At 53.8% G+C, this 17575-nt stretch carries 15 protein-coding genes, 1 tRNA gene and 1 pseudogene; 6 read left to right on the top strand and 11 right to left on the bottom strand.

The genetic code is table 11. From position 1 onward, the window contains the following. Positions 1 to 8: 8 nt before the first annotated feature. The 6 genes from O1721_RS00465 to ygjG form a co-directional block, all read right to left on the bottom strand. Positions 9 to 1016, bottom strand: coding sequence for a fimbrial protein (locus tag O1721_RS00465; RefSeq protein WP_023295472.1), 1008 nt, complete (start codon positions 1014 to 1016; stop codon positions 9 to 11). Next, positions 1017 to 3641: a fimbrial biogenesis usher protein gene (locus O1721_RS00460; RefSeq protein WP_032649602.1), complete on the bottom strand. Its 2625-nt coding sequence runs from the start codon at positions 3639 to 3641 to the stop codon at positions 1017 to 1019. A gap of 60 nt (positions 3642 to 3701) precedes the next feature. Then, a complete protein-coding gene (locus O1721_RS00455; protein ID WP_017382407.1) occupies positions 3702 to 4412 on the bottom strand; it encodes a fimbria/pilus periplasmic chaperone in 711 nt (236 codons plus the stop codon). Positions 4413 to 4458: 46 nt separating this feature from the next. Then, positions 4459 to 4992 (bottom strand): fimbrial protein, encoded by a 534-nt coding sequence (locus tag O1721_RS00450; RefSeq protein ID WP_017382406.1) that lies wholly within the window; start codon positions 4990 to 4992, stop codon positions 4459 to 4461. A gap of 71 nt (positions 4993 to 5063) precedes the next feature. Continuing rightward, entirely contained in the window at positions 5064 to 5606 is a 543-nt protein-coding gene (locus tag O1721_RS00445; RefSeq protein WP_017382405.1) for a fimbrial protein BcfA, read from the bottom strand. Between the two features lie 602 nt (positions 5607 to 6208). Continuing rightward, positions 6209 to 7588 (bottom strand): putrescine aminotransferase, encoded by a 1380-nt coding sequence (gene ygjG, locus O1721_RS00440; protein WP_032649599.1) that lies wholly within the window; start codon positions 7586 to 7588, stop codon positions 6209 to 6211. Between the two features lie 422 nt (positions 7589 to 8010). Between ygjG and O1721_RS00435 the strand changes: the two genes are divergently transcribed. Both O1721_RS00435 and O1721_RS00430 read left to right on the top strand, forming a co-directional pair. After that, complete coding sequence (locus O1721_RS00435) at positions 8011 to 9531, top strand: methyl-accepting chemotaxis protein (RefSeq protein WP_032649597.1); 1521 nt, start codon at positions 8011 to 8013, stop codon at positions 9529 to 9531. 239 nt (positions 9532 to 9770) lie between these two features. Next, on the top strand, positions 9771 to 11330 hold the full coding sequence (locus O1721_RS00430) for a methyl-accepting chemotaxis protein (protein WP_017382402.1): 1560 nt from the start codon (positions 9771 to 9773) through the stop codon (positions 11328 to 11330). On the opposite strand, the gene O1721_RS00425 is transcribed toward O1721_RS00430, so the two are convergent. After that, positions 11327 to 11821 carry a PadR family transcriptional regulator gene (locus tag O1721_RS00425; RefSeq protein ID WP_017692641.1) on the bottom strand — a complete coding sequence of 165 codons (495 nt, stop codon included), beginning with the start codon at positions 11819 to 11821 and terminating at the stop codon, positions 11327 to 11329. The genes O1721_RS00430 and O1721_RS00425 overlap by 4 nt on opposite strands. 145 nt (positions 11822 to 11966) lie before the next feature. Here O1721_RS00425 and O1721_RS00420 point away from each other — a divergent pair, with 145 nt between their 5' ends. After that, entirely contained in the window at positions 11967 to 12731 is a 765-nt protein-coding gene (locus tag O1721_RS00420) for a siderophore-interacting protein (protein ID WP_017692642.1), read from the top strand. On the opposite strand, the gene O1721_RS00415 is transcribed toward O1721_RS00420, so the two are convergent. Together O1721_RS00415 and O1721_RS00410 are read right to left on the bottom strand one after the other, a co-directional pair. Then, positions 12732 to 13901 carry a molecular chaperone DnaJ gene (locus O1721_RS00415; protein ID WP_015571915.1) on the bottom strand — a complete coding sequence of 390 codons (1170 nt, stop codon included), beginning with the start codon at positions 13899 to 13901 and terminating at the stop codon, positions 12732 to 12734. It lies immediately after the preceding gene. A gap of 321 nt (positions 13902 to 14222) precedes the next feature. Beyond that, a pseudogene (locus tag O1721_RS00410) lies at positions 14223 to 14402 on the bottom strand (type VI secretion system tube protein Hcp); the annotation flags it as partial. A 206-nt stretch (positions 14403 to 14608) separates the two neighbouring features. On the opposite strand from O1721_RS00410, the gene O1721_RS00405 reads away from it, so the two are divergent. Together O1721_RS00405 and O1721_RS00400 are read left to right on the top strand one after the other, a co-directional pair. Then, a complete protein-coding gene (locus tag O1721_RS00405) occupies positions 14609 to 15001 on the top strand; it encodes a polymorphic toxin type 44 domain-containing protein (RefSeq protein WP_017692645.1) in 393 nt (130 codons plus the stop codon). After that, positions 14979 to 15443, top strand: coding sequence for a hypothetical protein (locus tag O1721_RS00400; protein ID WP_017692646.1), 465 nt, complete (start codon positions 14979 to 14981; stop codon positions 15441 to 15443). The genes O1721_RS00405 and O1721_RS00400 overlap by 23 nt, the downstream gene beginning before the upstream one ends. Positions 15444 to 16072: 629 nt before the next feature. Here the strand turns inward: O1721_RS00400 and O1721_RS00395 are convergent. Together O1721_RS00395 and O1721_RS00390 are read right to left on the bottom strand one after the other, a co-directional pair. After that, entirely contained in the window at positions 16073 to 16645 is a 573-nt protein-coding gene (locus O1721_RS00395) for a serine acetyltransferase (protein WP_032649592.1), read from the bottom strand. Between the two features lie 208 nt (positions 16646 to 16853). Further along, positions 16854 to 16929, bottom strand: a tRNA-Ile gene (locus O1721_RS00390). Positions 16930 to 17053: 124 nt separating this feature from the next. Here O1721_RS00390 and mug point away from each other — a divergent pair. After that, positions 17054 to 17560 carry a G/U mismatch-specific DNA glycosylase gene (gene mug / locus O1721_RS00385; RefSeq protein ID WP_032649590.1) on the top strand — a complete coding sequence of 169 codons (507 nt, stop codon included), beginning with the start codon at positions 17054 to 17056 and terminating at the stop codon, positions 17558 to 17560. The last annotated feature ends 15 nt before the right edge of the window (positions 17561 to 17575 follow it).

Raw genomic sequence — 17575 nt, 5'->3', positions numbered from 1 at the left:
ACGCTTCCTCAGGCGAAATCAATGCGTAACAGCGCCAGCGCCCTGAAGACGCCCAGCTCTGGCGACTGTCCGGTGGTGCTGATGGGGTAGGCTTGCAGCGTCACGTCCGCGCGTCCTGACATATCCGTGGTAAAGGGGACGCTGCTTGAGAACACGTTTGGCCGCAGGATCTCGCCCTGCGGGCTGGTCACGACGACGGCCACGTCCGGGTTATCCGTCGCCAGCGCGTTGGCGAAACGAGCGTCTGCCGTCCCCTGTACCCGTAGGGTGAGCTGCGCCGGTGAGTTGACATCAGCGTTGCATTCGATCGGCACGGTAAAGGTTTTTGGCGCTACGCTGTCGGGTCGCTGTCCGGCCTGGGTGAAATCGCCGTGGTAGAGTGCCCCAAAATCGACGGTGACGGTTTGCCCGGCGTTAATCACGCAGTTTTGCGGGACGGTTATTACGCCGCTGTAGGTGATCTGATATACGATTACGGTGGGCCGGTCATTTTCCGTCGTGGTGACATAGACGTTAAACATCAGTTTCGGCGGGATCACGACCGAGCCGATGAACGGCCTGACAATCTGTATTTTGAAGGTCAGATTGCTGTCGTTCACCGGGAAGACGCCGCCCGTATCCACCTCTTCGTGCCCCCCCATGTGGACATACTCCACCGGCGGATAAAAATCGCCGATGGTGGCATCATGGATTTTCATCGCACCGATAATATAATCCGGATCAAGCTGTAAATATTTCCACTCGCCTTCCGTTTTGACCACGGGGAAAGGTGAGATATAGGTACGATAGGTGCGCTTCTCCCAGTTGCCTGGGGGACAGGTGGCGTTGACGTGGATATCCTGGGTTCGGTTCAGCTCTGTACCGTTGCCCTTGATGTTTTGATCCGTGGTGAGCGTGGTGGTCAGATCGTAATTCACCATGGAAATTCCGCCGTTAGCGTTTTTGCACGTTGCGGCCAGGCTGCTCAGCGAAAAAAGTAGCCCAGCGGCAGAGAGAAGCATCATCCTTAATTTCATTTATGAACACTCCATGGTGATCCGCAGCAGCGGCTGTTTGCTTTCAGGTAAGTGGTAGTTGGCCGTACAGCGCTTATCCGCCCCTTCTCCCCATTGCGCCTTCAACACTCCCTTTTGGCTCAGGCCGGAGAGGTAGGTTTCGCCTTCTTCGCCTACGATGGTGTCGCTGCCGTTATCGTCGCGGGAAACCATGGCGCCAAACGGCACCGGCTTGCCGTGGTAGCGCAGCGTTACCAGCGCGCGTGCGCCCAGACGGGCGTTAAACGTGGCGCGCACGATGGCGCCGTGGGTCGGCACCACGCTGGTGACGGCATCATCGATATCCATGGCGTCTGAGAGGGAGTTAATGTCCAGCGCCATCCTGTTCAGATGGTAGGCCGAGGCGTAAGGCACCACCGCATAGCCGCGTCCGTCGGTATGGATACCGGGTTCATTCTCGACGCTGACGTCCGCTGCGCCCGGTACGGCAATCAGCACGTTGGTATCACCCAGTGGCTGGCTTAAGGTGATGCCGTTGCGGTGGGCTACCACGCCTCCGCTCAGGCCGTAGGTCACTTCCCGATAATCGCCGTTATCGCTGTAGTTGTAGCCCAGGCTGGCGTTGCCGTAGGCGGCATCGTATTCCAGACTGGCGGAACCTTGCGAGCCAGCCCCCTGGCTGGCATAACCTTCCTGCACGTTGTAGTTAAGGTTGTTCTCCGCCAGCAGCGTGCCGTTAATCCCCGCGTTCTGAGATGTTTCTCCATGTTTATTGGCGCTCATGCCGTAGGTGGCATAGGCGTAGTTCCGCTTCTGACTGACGTCATTGGCAGGTGAAAGCCACTGGCTAAGCGGGAAGGAAAGGTTAATCGCATAAATCTCATCGCTATCCGACATGCCCGGCGATTTGTTGTAGTTGTAGGTCAGGCTGTATGAGATCCCGGCCCAGGTACCGCTGTATCCCACCTGGACGAGCGTGTTTTTGTCGTCCGTGTGCCAGTAGCTCTGCTGGCTTCCGGTCACGAACAGCGAGCCGAGCCCGCCTAGCTGCTGCGAAATATTGAATTGAAGCTTGCCGCGTTTAGTCCAGTTGAGGTTGTAGTAGTCCAGCCAGTTAGTGGCCTCATTCGCGTCATCCTGCTCCGCATCGCCCGTATAGCCCTGCATATGTGTGTAGGTTGTCTCATCCAGGTTATAGAACCCGGACGTGGAGTAGCGGTAGCCCAGCAGCTGGAAGTTCGTACCCATCTTGTTGAGGGATTTGGCATACAGGAAACGAAGAGACTGCCCCGTATGGCTGGTGTCGTCGGCCAGCGTACTGCGCGCGTGGGTAACGTCGAAAGAGACGGCGCCAAAGTTGCCCATATTGAGGCCAGCGCCAAGAGCCAGCGCGTAATAATCGCCGGAAAGCTGTGAGCCGCCATAGACGGTTACGCCCTGCGGTAGCCCCCAAATCAGCGTGCCCTGGGCAAAATTCACCTCGTCCTGCTGACCGTTATTGCTGCGGTACTGTGCCGCCGTCAGGGCATACTTCACCCGCCCTTCGCGCTGGAGGAGCGGTACGGCGGAGTAAGGAACGGAATAGCGGGAGATACTGCCGTCCGTCTCCTTCACTTCCACCGTGAGGTCGCCGCTGGAGGAGGTTGGGAAGAGATCGTTAATGGCGAAGGCGCCGGGCGGAACGTAGCTCTGGTAAAGACTATAGCCGTTCTGCTTGATGGTGACCTGCGCGTTGCTTTTGGCAATCCCGCGAATGGTGGGCGCAAAGCCTTTCATGCTGTCTGGCAGCATGTTGTCGTCCGAGGCGATCTGCGCGCCGCGAAAGGGAAGGCTGTCGAAAATTTCCGACGAGGTATAGCTATCGCCCACCGTCAGTCTGCCCTTTAGCGGAATCACCGTCCGCTCAAGATAGGTGTTGATATGTTCCCATTCGCTATGGCGGTTCTCGTCGCTGTTATAGTAGTTCCACGTCGAGTAGTCCCGCAGACGCCACGCACCAAGATTCACCCCGCTGTTCAGGCCGAGGAAATAGCTTTTGTGGGTTGTGCCGTTTTCGCTGCGATCGCGGCTGTATGAGCCGCTAAAGTTATAGTTCAGCAGCAGAGCGTTAATACCTTCATCCCACTGCTCTGGCGGGATATAGCCGCGCGCGTTGTTGCGTAATGCGGCCTGCGGAATGCTGATTTCCAGACGCTGCTGTTCGAAATTAAAGAGAGTGGCAGCGGCCGGAATAATGGCGGCAATGTCCACGCAGCTGTCGGCTTTCGCGGCGGCCAGCGCCGGGAATGCCTGAACGTTGACGCCCAGGTTTTCATACGCTTTGGGCGTCAGGCAGGCCATTAGCCCCGTGTCGTCGCCCTGTACGGCTCCGTCCGTTACGGTTCTGGCGAGAAAGTTGATATCGCGGGTGGTGACAAATGTTCCATTCAGCCAGAGATCCACGCGATAGACGCCCGGCGCCTGGCCATTTGTTGAAAAACGGGAGAGATCCGCCACGGCGGAAGGATCGCTCGACAAAAATGCCGGGTTAAAAAAATACTCCGCGCGCACGGTGATGGACGAAAGGAGTCCCGCAATCGTCAACGCCAGCGGCGTTAGCGACGCTCTGACGAGCGCGTTAAATCTTCGTGGCTGAACACGCTTCATGTCTTCCCTTACCTGCGAGGCTTTTAATGACAAAACGTCATACGTAACGCCGTATACGACTTATTTCGCGCATGACTGAACGGGCGTGTTGGCACCAAAGTCATTAACGGTCTGAAACCTCACGCTGCCAGTGCCGCCACCGGGGATCTCCACCACCAGGTTATTTTTGGGTGCTACCATGTTATTTGCCAGTTGCGTGTTGCCGACGAAAAACTGAACCAACGAAACGTAATAAGGCGATGGATTGGTAATAGTGACTTTTCCATTGGTGACTGAGCAGGTTAATGTTTTGGGCGCATCAATAGAGAGCGACGGCAATTTTTTCGGCCGGATAAAAAGTTTAATAACGCTCTGGGTGGCAATTTGTAGCGTATTACCGGAAAGCTTATTTTTCTCGACGGAAGGAATGGCTTTGCTGTTCAGATAAAAAACGCTTTCACGATCGACAGGCAGATCGGGGCCCACGTACATAATACGCAGGGTATTCTCTTTTTTAGGATGGATAACGAACAGCGGCGGCGTAATGACAAAATCCGCTGATTTTGCCCCTTCGGCGTTGGACACCCAGCTCTGAATTAAAAAAGTGGTATTCGTTGAAGAGTTAATAATGGCTAATGAAGCCTGCTTATCACCCTGGGGATAAATCACCCGGGTTCCCCCGAGCGCGATACCGCCTGCGCTGGCAGAACCGGCCATCCCCATCGCGAACAGAGCCGTTAGCGCGCCAGCTATCAGACGAGTCAGTTTACAGCGTGATGTAATGATACGCATTGTTCCCTCAGTTTCTCATGTGTCAGGCTTCTTGCCTGTGAGTCAGTTATTGGTAAAAAACGATGAACCAGACCTGCGCGTTCGCGGTACCAGCGTTGACGCTATCTTCGGTGGCGCGATACCTGGCGATATAGCTCAGCCGGTTTTCACCGTCCTGCAAAGGTCTGTACCAGGGGGGCGCGGTGTCTGGCTTTACCAGGTTCCCCATCGCATCGAATAGACCGATACCAATCCCGGTGGCGGCGCCAGGCCCATAGCCCGCGCGAAAAACCTGGGGATCGTTGCCGTCAGACTCGCCGCTAAACAGCACCCCGGCGCGCTGGCTTACGCTGGTGTCGCATGCTTCCAGCGTGATGAAGAAGGGTACCGGTTTGGCCCAGTCACCGGCGGCGATGAACTGGCTATTGCGTACCTGTCCCATATGCACGATTTGATCCTGGGAATCCATGCTGACGGAACAGGCCGCATTGACGACCTGACCCTGAAAGGTCACGCTTCCATCGTCCTTTGCCGCGGCTGGCAATACGGCAAAAAGCGCAGTGCCGGCTATCAGCAGCGCCCGATTTATGGATTGCTGCATTGCGAACTCTCTAACGCTTGCCGGACAACGCTTCTCCGCCCGCAGGCGAAGAAGCGAGATCGGCTAACGAATCAGGAATAAACCATCTGGAACGTTGCGACGGAGGAGACGTTGCCCGGCTCGGCCGCGCCTGTGGCCACGTAATCCACGCTCAGCGGGATGATGTTTTCGCCGTTGATCAGCTTAACGTTGGAGGAGGTATCGCCAATGTTAAGCGCCTGGCCGTCCGGCCCGAACAGTTGCAGCGCAACGTTTTTGGCCGAGCCTGCGCCAGCGGTGTTCGCCAGGCTGCCTTCTACAGCAGGGTCCTGCTGGCCGTTAAAGATCACGGCGGCATTCTGGCTAACGGTGGCGTCGCAATCTTCCAGAACGATTTTAAAATCTTCTTTCTGGTTGGCCTGCATGCCGACCGTTGTCAGCTTGACGGTACGCACCTGGCTCAGGGTAACTGTCTGGTCTACGGAGTCAGCCGCGACGGAACAGGCGGCGTTTACCACCTGGCCGACAAAGTTGACGGTCCCGCCGGAAACGGTAACGGTATCGGCCTGCGCATTAATTGCCATGCCACCAGCCAGCGCGCCGGCAACAGCCATTGCTATAACTTGCTTTTTCATACAAATCCTTTTTAGATAAACATCATGCTGTCAATTGAAATAATATATTCACAATGTCATGTGAATCTTTTTTCGAGGCAGTGGTATAGGATATGTTTTTAGATTAATATATTATTTTTACCCAGGGCGTTGTTACTGGTTTTATATCATCCGCCACTGCGCTGATGAATGAGGGGATTCTACGGATTAAATAATATTATATCAATGTGATAATGGGTTGATGTTTTATTAGTTTTACTAAATATAAAATTAACTCATAATTTATTTGTTTGAATGATATTGCACGCCGTCAGAACCGCATTTCTATTCGCTGGTCGGTTTTATTAATGTCTGCGATGAATGTCATCGTGGTTTTGTTAATAATGCAAGACGTTACGGCTGTCATTATTCGGACATGCGTTGGTAATGCGGTGGTGTTATTATCCGGCTGCTTTTACAATCTGATATTACATAAAGAAATATTTTAAATTTATATGATGAACCGTGTTTGCACTTATGCACATTATTCCTCAGTCTGACTGCATAAAGAAATCCCTGGCGTATCCCAGGGATTTCTTTGCATATCGCCCTGATACTGCTAAAAGGGCAGGAAAAATAAATGTTCAGGCGGATGTTACGGCAATACGTAATGCCGCCAGCGCTTTACGCGCCGCCTTCAGCACCTGCTCACACTGCTCAATGGTAAGCGTCAACGGTGGCTCAATGCGGATGGTTTTCGAGTTGTTAAGCGTTCCCGCCACCAGTACCCGCTGGCGGAACATCTCGCTTGCGAAGCTATAACCGGTTTCGTTATCAACGAACTCAATCGCCATCAGCATCCCTTTCCCGCGCGCATCCTGTACCAGATCCGGATATTCCCGGCCCAACTGACGGAAGCCGTCCAGCAGCATGTCGCCTTTCTGCTCCGCTTGCGCGGGCAGGTTTTGCTCCAGCAGCACGTTGATGACGGCCAGCGCCGCCGCACAGGCCAGCGGGTTACCGCCAAAGGTGGTGGTATGTAAGAACGGGTTATCGAACAGCACCGAGAAGACCTCCTCAGTGGCGACCGTTGCGCCAATCGGCATCACGCCGCCACCGAGCGCTTTCGCCAGGCACAGAATGTCAGGCTGAACGTTCTCGTGCTCGCAGGCGAACATCTTGCCGGTGCGCCCCATCCCGGTCTGCACTTCGTCGAAGATCAGCAGCGCGCCGAACTCATCGCACAGTTGACGCACGGCGGGCAGATAGCCCTGCGGCGGGAGGATCACGCCGCCTTCACCCTGAATCGGCTCCAGGATCACCGCCGCCACGTCGTCGCCGGTTTTACGGCATTCACTCAGCACGGTGCGCATGGCGTTGATGTCGCCAAATGGCACGTGGCGGAAGCCCGGCAGCAGCGGCATAAACGGTTTGCGGAAGGTTGATTTAGCGGTCGCCGACAGTGCGCCCAGGGATTTCCCGTGGAACGCGCCGCTGGTGGCGATAAAGGTAAATTTCCCGCGCGGCGACTGGTACGCTTTGGCGAGTTTAATCGCCGCTTCGACCGATTCGGTGCCGCTGTTGCTGAAGAAGCTGTATTTCAGCTTACCGGGCGTTAAGGCTGCCAGCGTTTTCGCGAGCATGGCGCGAAGCGGATCGAGCAGTTCCTGGCTATGGAGAGGTTGTTTCGCAAGTTGATTCTGTACGGCGGAAACCACAACTGGATTACGGTGCCCCACGTTGAAAATACCAAAACCCCCCAGGCAATCGATAAACTCCTGTCCCTGGGTGTCGACAAGCGTATTCAGACTGCCCGCTTGCCACTCTACGGCTCCGTAATCCCCGCCGGCGGTAACAGATTTGCGATACTCCAGAAAACCTGGATTCACATGCTCCTTAAAGTAATCAATGACCTCACGGTTAAGTTGTTTCATCTCCTCATGATCAAGCGTTCGCTTCTCAATGAGATTCAGTGCGTGCGCGGTACAGGCAAGAGCCGAGGCGCTGGAAGGTAACCTGTTCAAAATATGCTCCCGGGGATCGCGTATCACATGATACTGAGTTAAGTATTGCAGGGATTACGCCACCTCAGATGCCTTAACAAAAATCGGGATAAACGCCAGGTGAAATCAAAGTTGCACAATATTTAATCATGCCATCGCGCGCCGCACGGGATAAGGGATAACGAGCCGGGGATGGGGTGTCGTCAATTGCACTGCTCCAGGGCAGGGAATGCGCCTTAAGTGTGCACCGGGGTATCATGCTTTGTAGGTAGTTTCATGCCGAAAGTATTTTAAATCAATTAATTAGAAAAACGCACGAAAAGTGCGGTTTAACCGAGATTTGCGATCTCAATCATATTTAACAACTAAAGATAAATTTTTTATCGCCGAAAAAACATAAGCCACAAAATTAACATTCAAATAACCTGCAAGGGATGCTCACTATGTCCTCTCCTGACTATGTCACCCAGAATGAATATCCGCTGGACGATGACACCACGCTTATGTCGACCACCGACCTCCACAGCTACATGACCCACACTAACGACACCTTTGTGCAAGTGAGCGGCTTTACGCTCCAGGAGCTGCTCGGGCAACCGCACAACATTGTGCGTCATCCGGATATGCCGAAAGCGGCTTTTGCCGACATGTGGTACACGCTGCAAAAGGGCGAACCCTGGAGCGGGATTGTCAAAAACCGACGTAAAAATGGCGATCACTATTGGGTACGTGCCAATGCGGTACCAATGGTGCGTAACGGCCAGATGACGGGCTATATGTCCATTCGTACCCGCGCCACGCAGGACGAGGTCGCCGCGGTGGAGCCGCTTTATAAGGCGCTCAACGAAGGACGCTGCAAAAAACGCATTCATAAAGGGCTGGTGGTGCGCAAAGGCTGGCTCGGCAAATTACCGGCGATGCCGCTGCGCTGGCGCGTGCGTAGCGTAATGGCGGTACTTTTCGCGGTGATGGCCGCAACGCTGGTTGCCAGTGCCGCGGGCTGGGCTTCGCTGGCGGCGGCAGCCGTGGTGATGCTGCTTGGCACCCTGGTGTTTGAGCAACAGATTGTCCGCCCGGTGGAAAACGTCGCACGGCAGGCGCTCAGGGTCGCTACCGGAGAGCGTAACAGCGTGCAGCATCTTAACCGCAGCGATGAACTGGGGCTGACGCTGCGGGCCGTCGGACAGCTGGGGCTGATGTGCCGCTGGCTGATCAACGACGTCTCCAGCCAGGTGGTGAGCGTGCGCGACGGTAGCGACAGGCTGGCGCAGGGCAATGAAGATCTCAACGACCGCACGCGCCAGACCGTGGCTAACGTGCAGCAGACCGTGGCAACAATGAATCAGATGGCGGCGTCGGTGCAGAGTAACTCTGAGACCGCAGCCGAAGTCGACAAGCTGTCGATGGCTGCCAGCAGCGCGGCCACGCAGGGGGGCACCGTGATGCAGACCGTGGTGAAAACCATGGATGACATTGCCGACAGTACCCAGCGCATTGGCTCTATTACCTCGCTTATCAATGACATCGCCTTCCAGACCAATATTCTGGCGCTGAACGCTGCGGTTGAGGCGGCACGCGCGGGCGAGCAGGGGAAAGGCTTTGCGGTGGTGGCGGGCGAAGTGCGTCATCTTGCCAGCCGCAGCGCGAACGCGGCTAACGATATTCGCAAGCTGATCGACGCCAGCGCCAGCAAAGTGCAGTCGGGCGCCGAGCAGGTCCACGCCGCGGGACGTACTATGGATGATATTGTCGAGCAGGTGAAAAACGTCACGCAGCTCATCGCGCAGATCAGTCACGCCACCTCAGAGCAGGCGACAGGCCTGACAGAGCTGACCCGTGCCGTGGCAGAGCTGGACAGCATTACGCAGAAAAATGCTGACCTGGTCGAAGAGAGCGCGCAGATTTCCGCGATGGTTAAGCACCGGGCCGGACGCCTTGAAGATGCGGTTACCGTGCTGCATTAAGAAATGCATGCTTCGATAAAGCCGTTTATTCCTCCTGGGTAAACGGCTTTTTTGTTTTTCAGAATAAGTTATGTTGTTAATGAAATATTAAGTAACTAAAAAAAGCGCCCGGTTTTTAATTGTTACGATCCAGATTCATTGAGAGTGAAAAATAAAAAAACGATCAAAGTCATAAAGTTAGCGTGTTTCCTGTCGATAACAGCGATCGTCTGAGAAATAATCACATCGATGGGGTAAATATGTTCATACATGACGTAAAGATCGGCACGAAATTATTTCTGGCGTTTGGATTATTTATTGTCCTGATGGTCGTCAGCGCAAGCTTGTCTCTGATGAGCCTGAATCGGGCAAACAATGGAATGCAAACCATCCTTACCAGCGACTATCCAACGACGGTAAAAGCGAACCAGTTAATCGACAACTTCCAGGAATTTATAAGCACGCAGCAGCTCATGCTGCTGGACGAACAGGGGACGTACACGGCGCAATCAGAGCAGCGTCTGAAGGCGATCAGCGAGCGCATCTCCGCAATCCTGAGCGAGCTGGACAACGCTCTCAAGGATAAAAAATCCCAACAGGTGCTGGCCGATATCCACGGCGTACGCCAGCAATATCTTGACTCGCGCTACCGCATTTTGCAGGCCGTGCAGAATAACGACCGTGCGGGCGCGATAAACGAAATGATGACCAACACCCTGAATCTGCAACAGTCCTACAAAGCGAAAGTGCAGGCGCTGATTGCGATCCAGGACCATGAAATGCAGAGTGCGGGCGAGCAGGTGGAAGGCGATTTCCGCACCAATCGTCTCCTGCTGGTCCTGATTACGCTTTTCAGCGTCGCGGCAGCCAGCCTGACTGGCTGGTTCATTGTGCGATCCATTACCCGACCGCTGAACGACGCGGTGAATTTTGCGGAGGCCATTGCCGATGGCGATCTCACCGGCAGCATTACCTCGCACGGTAAAGATGAAACCGGACTGCTACTCACCGCACTGATGGAGATGAAAACGCGCCTGCTGGAGATTGTGCAGCAGGTGCAAACCGGATCGGAAAACATCTCCAGCGCCGCCGCGCAAATTGTCGCGGGCAACCAGGATCTGGCTGCCCGCACGGAGGAGCAGGCCAGTTCCGTTGAACAAACAGCTGCGTCGATGGAGCAGATCACCGCTACGGTGAAGAACACCGCGTCCCACACCGGAGAAGCGACGAACCTGTCTGCCGATGCGGCTGCTGTGGTCAAAAACAACGGCGAGATGATGAAGCAGGTCACCAGCAAGATGCGACTGATTAACGAAACATCGAACAGGATGTCCGACATTATCGACCTGATCGACGCCATTGCCTTCCAGACTAATATTCTGGCGCTGAATGCGGCGGTCGAAGCGGCGCGCGCGGGTGAGCATGGTCGTGGCTTTGCGGTGGTGGCGGGCGAGGTACGCCAGCTCGCGCAGAAAAGTGCAACATCTGCGAGTGAGATCCGCCAGCTGATTGAAAGCTCCACAAGCCAGACGCAGGACGGCATGAACCTTGTGGAGAAGGCCAGCGGGCTTATCAACGGCATGGTCGGCAACGTAGAGGAGATGGACGTAATCCTGCGTGAGATTCGCCAGGCCAGCCACGAACAGACGGAAGGCATCTCGCAGATCAACAGCGCGATTGGCCTGATAGACGCCACCACCCAGCAGAACTCCGCGCTGGTGGAGGAGTCCGTTGCGGCGGCGGCATCCCTTAACGAACAGGCCATGCACCTGAAAGAGCTGGTCCGCGTTTTCCGCGTGAGCGACGGCGTGCTGGCTTAATCCAGCTGGGAGATCTCCAGCGCCGCGCGGTCAATCACGCCGATAATCTGTTTCAACTGCGCGTCGCTGAGCTCTCCCTGATTAACCTTCAGATCCAGTACCGCTTTGAAGTTATCCAGCGCCCGCTTCATCTGCGGGTTTTTGCGCAGCTGGAAACCGACGGAGCGCGCCTTGATACGCGTCTGGATCTGCTCCAGCTGTTCCCGGTTATTTTCCAGCCACTGTTCTCCGGCGGCGTTAATCGCAATCCGCTTACGGCCGTTCTCTTCTTCGGTAATGGTGATAAGCGCCTGATCCTGCAAGTAATCCAGCGTCGGATAGATCACGCCAGGGCTTGGCGTGTAATGTCCCTGCGTCAGGTTTTCGATCTCTTTAATCAGCTCGTAACCATGGCTCGCGTTGCGGGTCAGGATATCCAGGATCACCAGCCGCAAATCGCCATGACCAAAAAATCGTGGCCGGCGTCCGCCGCCGTCGTGTTCGTGTCGCATGTTTTTCCCTCAATTTGATATATCTAAACTATATCTAAGATATATTCAGATGTAATCTAAAAAATCTTGATTTCTTAGTTAATAGCAATCATTATCATTAAAAATTCATTCCGATATATCGTATTCACCTGAGAAGGGCATCAACATGGCATCTACCCGTTACCCTCAACGTGTCCGCAATGACCTGCGTTTTCGTGAGCTGAACGTGCTGCGCACTGAGCGAGTCAGCGCAGGATTTCAGCGCATTGTGCTAGGCGGCGAGGCGCTGGAGGGCTTTAGCTCTCGCGGCTTTGACGACCATACCAAAGTCTTTTTCCCGGCACCGGGCACCACTTTCGTGCCGCCTGTGGTGACCGATGAAGGCATCGACTGGGGCGACGGCACGCGTCCGCAGGCACGTGACTATACCCCGCTGTACGATGACGAAAAACATGAGCTGGCGCTCGATTTCTTCGTTCATGATGGCGGCATTGCCAGCAACTGGGCGGTAGAGGCTAAGGTGGGCGACAAGCTGACCATCGGCGGGCCGCGCGGTTCGCTGGTGGTGCCGGAAGATTACGCCTGGCAGCTGTACGTGTGCGACGAGTCGGGGATGCCCGCGCTGCGCCGCCGTTTAGAAGGCATCGCAAAACTGCCTGTTCGCCCGGCGATCCACGCCATCGTCACCGTGGGCGATGCGGCGTATCAGGACTATCTGGCACACCTGAGCGGGTTCAACATCACCTGGGTTATCGGCCACAACGAGCAGGCGATGGCCGACCATCTTGCCGCGCTGGCCGTGCCGGAAGAGGATTACTTTATCTGGCTGACCGGGGAGGGGAAGGTGGTGAAACGCCTGAGCCGTCAGTTTGAAAGCGACGCAATTGACCCGCAGCTGGTGCGTGCCAGCGCGTACTGGCACGCCAAATAATCAGGCAGCGGGATCCAGCTGCGCTTCGCTCACCTGATGTTCGAGCGAGGCGCATACCTCTTTCAGCGCTTTCTCCTGCTGGGCAAAGTAGGCTTCCATATTGCTGAGCGACGAGACGAGCAGCCAGGACTCTTCCTTCTCCAGCTCTGCCAGCTCGTTCACCAGGGTGTCGATTTGCTCACGCACCTGCGCCATCTTTTTACGAATACGTTCAAGGTCGTTCAGCCTGTCGCTCGCCATCATTGGTTCGAATCCTTGTTGCAGACGGGCGACCAGCGAGCGAATGGCCTTCACGTCGCCGCGCTGTTTGGCCTGGTTGAGTTGCACCATCATCCTGTTGGCTTCCTCTTTTAAATCATCGGCAACCAGATCCGGGTGGCATAGCTTGCTCGCCTGACGCCAGAGCCGCTTCAGCTCGTTCCGATCCTCTTCAGAGAGATCCTTGCCTTTACGCAGGCGAACTTCGGCATCATGATGCTGTTCGCGATACTTCTTGTACTCTTCGTTGGCCTCATCGCGCGCCTGACGTGCCGGCTCTTCTTCACGCGTTAAACCGGTCTCCAGCTCCATTGCTTCGGCCAGCAGGTTGGCAATCAGATTGCTTTGCTGCTGAAGATGTTTGCGCGCCTCTGCCGCCTGAACGGAATCCGCAGGCAGATCTCGCCAGCGCCGGGTGAGCGTTGTCAGAACCTCTACGGCCTGCGCCATATAGTCCTGGCAGCGGCGGTAATCCTCTTCCCGACGACGCGTCTCCGCCTGCTGACGACGCAGGTTAAGCTCCGCCAGCGTTTTACGCAGGGCGAGGATCTGCTGCATCAACGGCCCGAGGCGGGAGAAATAAAGATCGTTGAACTCATCTAGCTGCTGTACCCGGGCGTTACGGCGATCAATCAGATCGCGCAGACGCTCTTCCAGGGCTTTCAGCTCCAGCTTGCTGGCCGCCAGCTGTGGGTCACGCCATGGGGTAACGGCGCGCTGGCTTTGCAGCCAGGCGGTGATAGCGCGAAGGGCTGCGGTATAATTTTTCTGCTCAAGCGCCGCGACGATGGACAGGAGTTCATCGTCAAAGGCTTCCTCTTTGAGACGTTTCAGCTGGCTCCGGATGATGTCGTCATCTTCCAGCTCAATGGCATTTTTAATGATTTCTAGCCGTTTGATCGGTGTGCTCATGATGCCTTTCGCTCTGGAGCTTAAGTATTTGAGTTAAGGTTAGTTGTTGTAAAAGCTACAGGAAATAATACACACGGATGATGATCGGCGCGATGGGGGATTTCTTTAGTTTTTAGGGTTTGTGAAAGAGTGAGAGTTATTGAATCTTCCTTCTGGAACGGGGAGCTCGGGGTTAAATGTGACCTTAGAGTTCACTTTTGAATGCGTGAACCGAGAAACTCGAAAATTTGGGGTTCTGGAGGCGTGCAGCGGCAGCGGTACGCCGCAATAACTGCCAGAGAATGCTTAACAGCATTAAGCATGATTAAAATATCCCAAATGTATAAGAAGTGCGGAGAGCTGGAACCGGGTTATCTTGCCGGTGTTGTTATCGGTCGGAACTAACAAGCCGTGACTAAAAGAGAGGATCTCTATACTACCTTCTCTATTTTGAACATTCACAGATCCCTTAATCGGGTTGCCGCCATCATCCTTAAGCCATAGATAAGCAGGAATAGCCATTTTTAAAACTCCATTTCCATTGAGGGTAAACCCTCATTAATGACTAAATACGGATCGCAGGTGATACAAATTGTGTTATAGGTTCGTGTTATTTAATTTCGTTACTTATTGATGTTGCAAATAAAATTAATAAATTGATCTTCAGCAGTACGCATTACCGTTATTGCTCTTATGTTGCCCTTTTTGCCTGGCAGAAAGGAAGAACGATGGCATGTATACCGATTTATCCACCCCGCGGGCTGGAGATATTGCGCGAACACATAAGGCTCGCGCGGGCGCGTCACGAAGTCCAGAATATGGCCGCCCCGCTTACGTATACGTGGTTTTATGAGCGAGTAAGAAACGGCGGGCCGTGGGATTACAAACAACATAAACGGGCTTATGCTGACTTCGGGAATTTCCATTACGGCGCTGTGGGTTATGCAGCGTGCATCCCTGCAAAGATTTTGCTTATTGCTGCCGGCGCGGCGCAGTGGAAAGCCGGCACATCAAGACCCGAATGGGGTAATTTCACGGGGACCCCGCCGTTTGGTGATGATCCGATTGACCAATTTTGGATAAAGCAAGGCATCGACTATGTTAAACAGCATCACTTTTAGGACGCTGCACTGGATCGCCACTATTCTTATGGCCCTGGCGGTCGCGGGGTACTGTTATTTCCAACATATACAGCGTTTAACTGTTAGTGATCGGCTATATCAAGTTCGCCAGCTCACGCCCCGGACCTGGTTATACATTACTGAGTATGACGGCTCGAACATGACCACCGGGGAAGTGTATCGTTATTTTTTAGCGAGTAAGATTGACGGTGATCCGCTGGTGGCTCTCGAAAAACAACATATCGCGCCCACGCTTACAGCGAATACCGCCCGCGCAAAAGTTGAAGGCATAGGCAACAATATCTCATTTACTGTTCACGGCACTGTGTACAGCTTTACAACGTCCGCATTTTTTTATGATGCTGAGGGAATAGCGGCCGCGCCGTCAATTGACTTAACGGCCCGTGGCGAGAGCTGGGACAAGGGGAAATTTAGTCGATAGATAAATATTTATTTAAAAATCCCTTGCGGTCGGGTCAATGACCCGATGAGCCGCGTGTAAGTTTTCACGGCGTACCCGTGCGATATTGGGAAACAGCTGCATCCACCGGGCAAAGGTCTGCCCCATATCAGCCAGGCGATTCAGCAGCGGATACGCGCTATCAGCGGCGCTCTGGCGCGTTCAGCCTTTTCGCACACTCAGAGCCACCCTTAAAACAGATCGTGCGCACAGCAGGGCGCTGGCGCGTCACAGCATGACCAAAAAAATTTTTCGCAGACCAAAATCGCACTACACCGCACCCGCCTGTGGTTTTTGGATCATAAAATTTTTTCAGTTTTATTTTTCTACAAACCAGACTGCCAGACCTCGCCGGTGCTGGCGGCTTTGCGGAAAACCAGAACTGAAAAGATTGAAAAGAATTTCAGGGTTTTTCACTTTTATGGATCTGCGGAGTATTTAATGAAATTTGTAACTATCAGATAATTAATGATATTTTAGACTTTGTGAGAAAAAAGAAGATCAAAATATAGGAGGCAAGAAGTTCAGGGAAAACCCGCACGGTGAGAGCTGGCGCGGGTTTGGGGGCAGGAAATCACTTTAAAAAACTGAAACGTGTAGCAGTGCCTGTTTCATGCTGCATGTAATTTGTTAGGTATGACATGCAAAGTTTTTTCGCTATAGACAGTGGTGTTGCTGGGAATGTCTTTGTTCACAAATGACATAGCGCCGATTACAACGTTGTCACCGATGCGAATCTTATCTGCGATGATGCAGGAACCCGCGCCAATGCTGACATTGTTGCCAATAACAATGGATATCGGCTCTTTATGGACATTCGCACCGGTAATGCCAACCGTTATGTTCTGCCTGATACGCAAAGAGTGTCCGATGACAGCGGAGCCGTTTATCACTATCCCTTGATGGTGGGAAATCACCATTCCGGGTCCGATGTGTGCGCCCAACTGAATATCAGTTCCATATTTGAAAATGAGGTTTCTGTTTATCTTAGTAGCTCGTTTTTTCAGGAAGTTACTGTCTGAATGATGCCAGTATGAAGCAATGCGCCACCAGAAGTGGAAACGGCGATTAGGGCATTTGATAGCTTTATGCAGCACCCCGAACCACGAAAACTTCTTAGAACTCATCATTACTTCCTGGCGTAAGCATTCACGTAAATGATTTGCTCTGGCTTGTTTATCCATTACTTATCTTTCCCTTTCATTTGTCGCGGGAATTTAAAGTCAAAAGTCTATGGAAAGCAACTTTTTGGCCTATTAGTCATGTGGACAGGGCTTTATCAAAACTTTGATGAGCGGGAGACTCTCTTACTTTCGTGCGACACTCATGTATTGAGTAACAAAAAAGCCACTCAATTGAGTGGCTTAACTGGATGATTCTAAAGCTAAAATTTGGTGGCCCCTGCTGGACTTGAACCAGCGACCAAGCGATTATGAGTCGCCTGCTCTAACCACTGAGCTAAGGGGCCGTGGCGGTGAATTATAAAGTAACTCCCCTCAGCAATCCAGCCATTCACACCTGCCTGCTGTTTTTATAAACAACGCATAATCAATCCTTTATACTTACCTTAAGATGCATAGACAGGAGTAGAGATGATCAACGATATTCTGGCCCCTGGCCTGCGGGTGGTGTTCTGCGGTATCAATCCGGGTAAGTCATCGGCGCACACCGGTTTTCACTTTGCTCATCCGGGAAATCGCTTCTGGAAGGTGATCCACCAGGCCGGATTTACCGACAAACAGCTTAAGCCGGAAGAAGAGCAGCAGCTGCTGGATACGCGCTGTGGCATCACCATGCTGGTCGAGCGGCCCACGGTACAGGCAAGCGAAGTAAATCTGCATGAGCTGCGCGCTGGCGGGCGTGAGCTGATCGCGAAAATTGAAGACTATCAGCCCGCTGCGCTGGCGATCCTCGGCAAGCAGGCCTACGAGCAGGCGTTCAGCCAGCGCGGCGCCAGGTGGGGTAAGCAGAACATTACCATTGGTGTAACGCAGGTGTGGGTACTGCCGAACCCGAGCGGGCTGAACAGGGCGACGCTGGACAAGCTGGTGGAGGCGTATCGGGAACTTGATGAGGCACTGGTGGTGAGGGGGCTTTAGCTCCTCTGCGGCCTG

This window comes from Enterobacter cloacae complex sp. HYC033_NIDB, from assembly GCF_056673335.1.
The sequence above is the reverse complement of the archived record's forward strand: the minus strand, read 5'-3'. Positions and strand labels throughout refer to the sequence as shown.

Bases quoted from the DNA above. Each gene is read 5' to 3' on its own strand.
- O1721_RS00465 (WP_023295472.1), bottom strand. From the start codon at position 1,016: ATGAAATTAAGGATGATGCTTCTCTCTGCCGCTGGGCTACTTTTTTCG.
- O1721_RS00460 (WP_032649602.1), bottom strand. From the start codon at position 3,641: ATGAAGCGTGTTCAGCCACGAAGATTTAACGCGCTCGTCAGAGCGTCG.
- O1721_RS00455 (WP_017382407.1), bottom strand. From the start codon at position 4,412: ATGCGTATCATTACATCACGCTGTAAACTGACTCGTCTGATAGCTGGC.
- O1721_RS00450 (WP_017382406.1), bottom strand. From the start codon at position 4,992: ATGCAGCAATCCATAAATCGGGCGCTGCTGATAGCCGGCACTGCGCTT.
- O1721_RS00445 (WP_017382405.1), bottom strand. From the start codon at position 5,606: ATGAAAAAGCAAGTTATAGCAATGGCTGTTGCCGGCGCGCTGGCTGGT.
- O1721_RS00435 (WP_032649597.1), top strand. From the start codon at position 8,011: ATGTCCTCTCCTGACTATGTCACCCAGAATGAATATCCGCTGGACGAT.
- O1721_RS00430 (WP_017382402.1), top strand. From the start codon at position 9,771: ATGTTCATACATGACGTAAAGATCGGCACGAAATTATTTCTGGCGTTT.
- O1721_RS00425 (WP_017692641.1), bottom strand. From the start codon at position 11,821: ATGCGACACGAACACGACGGCGGCGGACGCCGGCCACGATTTTTTGGT.
- O1721_RS00420 (WP_017692642.1), top strand. From the start codon at position 11,967: ATGGCATCTACCCGTTACCCTCAACGTGTCCGCAATGACCTGCGTTTT.
- O1721_RS00415 (WP_015571915.1), bottom strand. From the start codon at position 13,901: ATGAGCACACCGATCAAACGGCTAGAAATCATTAAAAATGCCATTGAG.
- O1721_RS00405 (WP_017692645.1), top strand. From the start codon at position 14,609: ATGGCATGTATACCGATTTATCCACCCCGCGGGCTGGAGATATTGCGC.
- O1721_RS00400 (WP_017692646.1), top strand. From the start codon at position 14,979: ATGTTAAACAGCATCACTTTTAGGACGCTGCACTGGATCGCCACTATT.
- O1721_RS00395 (WP_032649592.1), bottom strand. From the start codon at position 16,645: ATGGATAAACAAGCCAGAGCAAATCATTTACGTGAATGCTTACGCCAG.
- mug (WP_032649590.1), top strand. From the start codon at position 17,054: ATGATCAACGATATTCTGGCCCCTGGCCTGCGGGTGGTGTTCTGCGGT.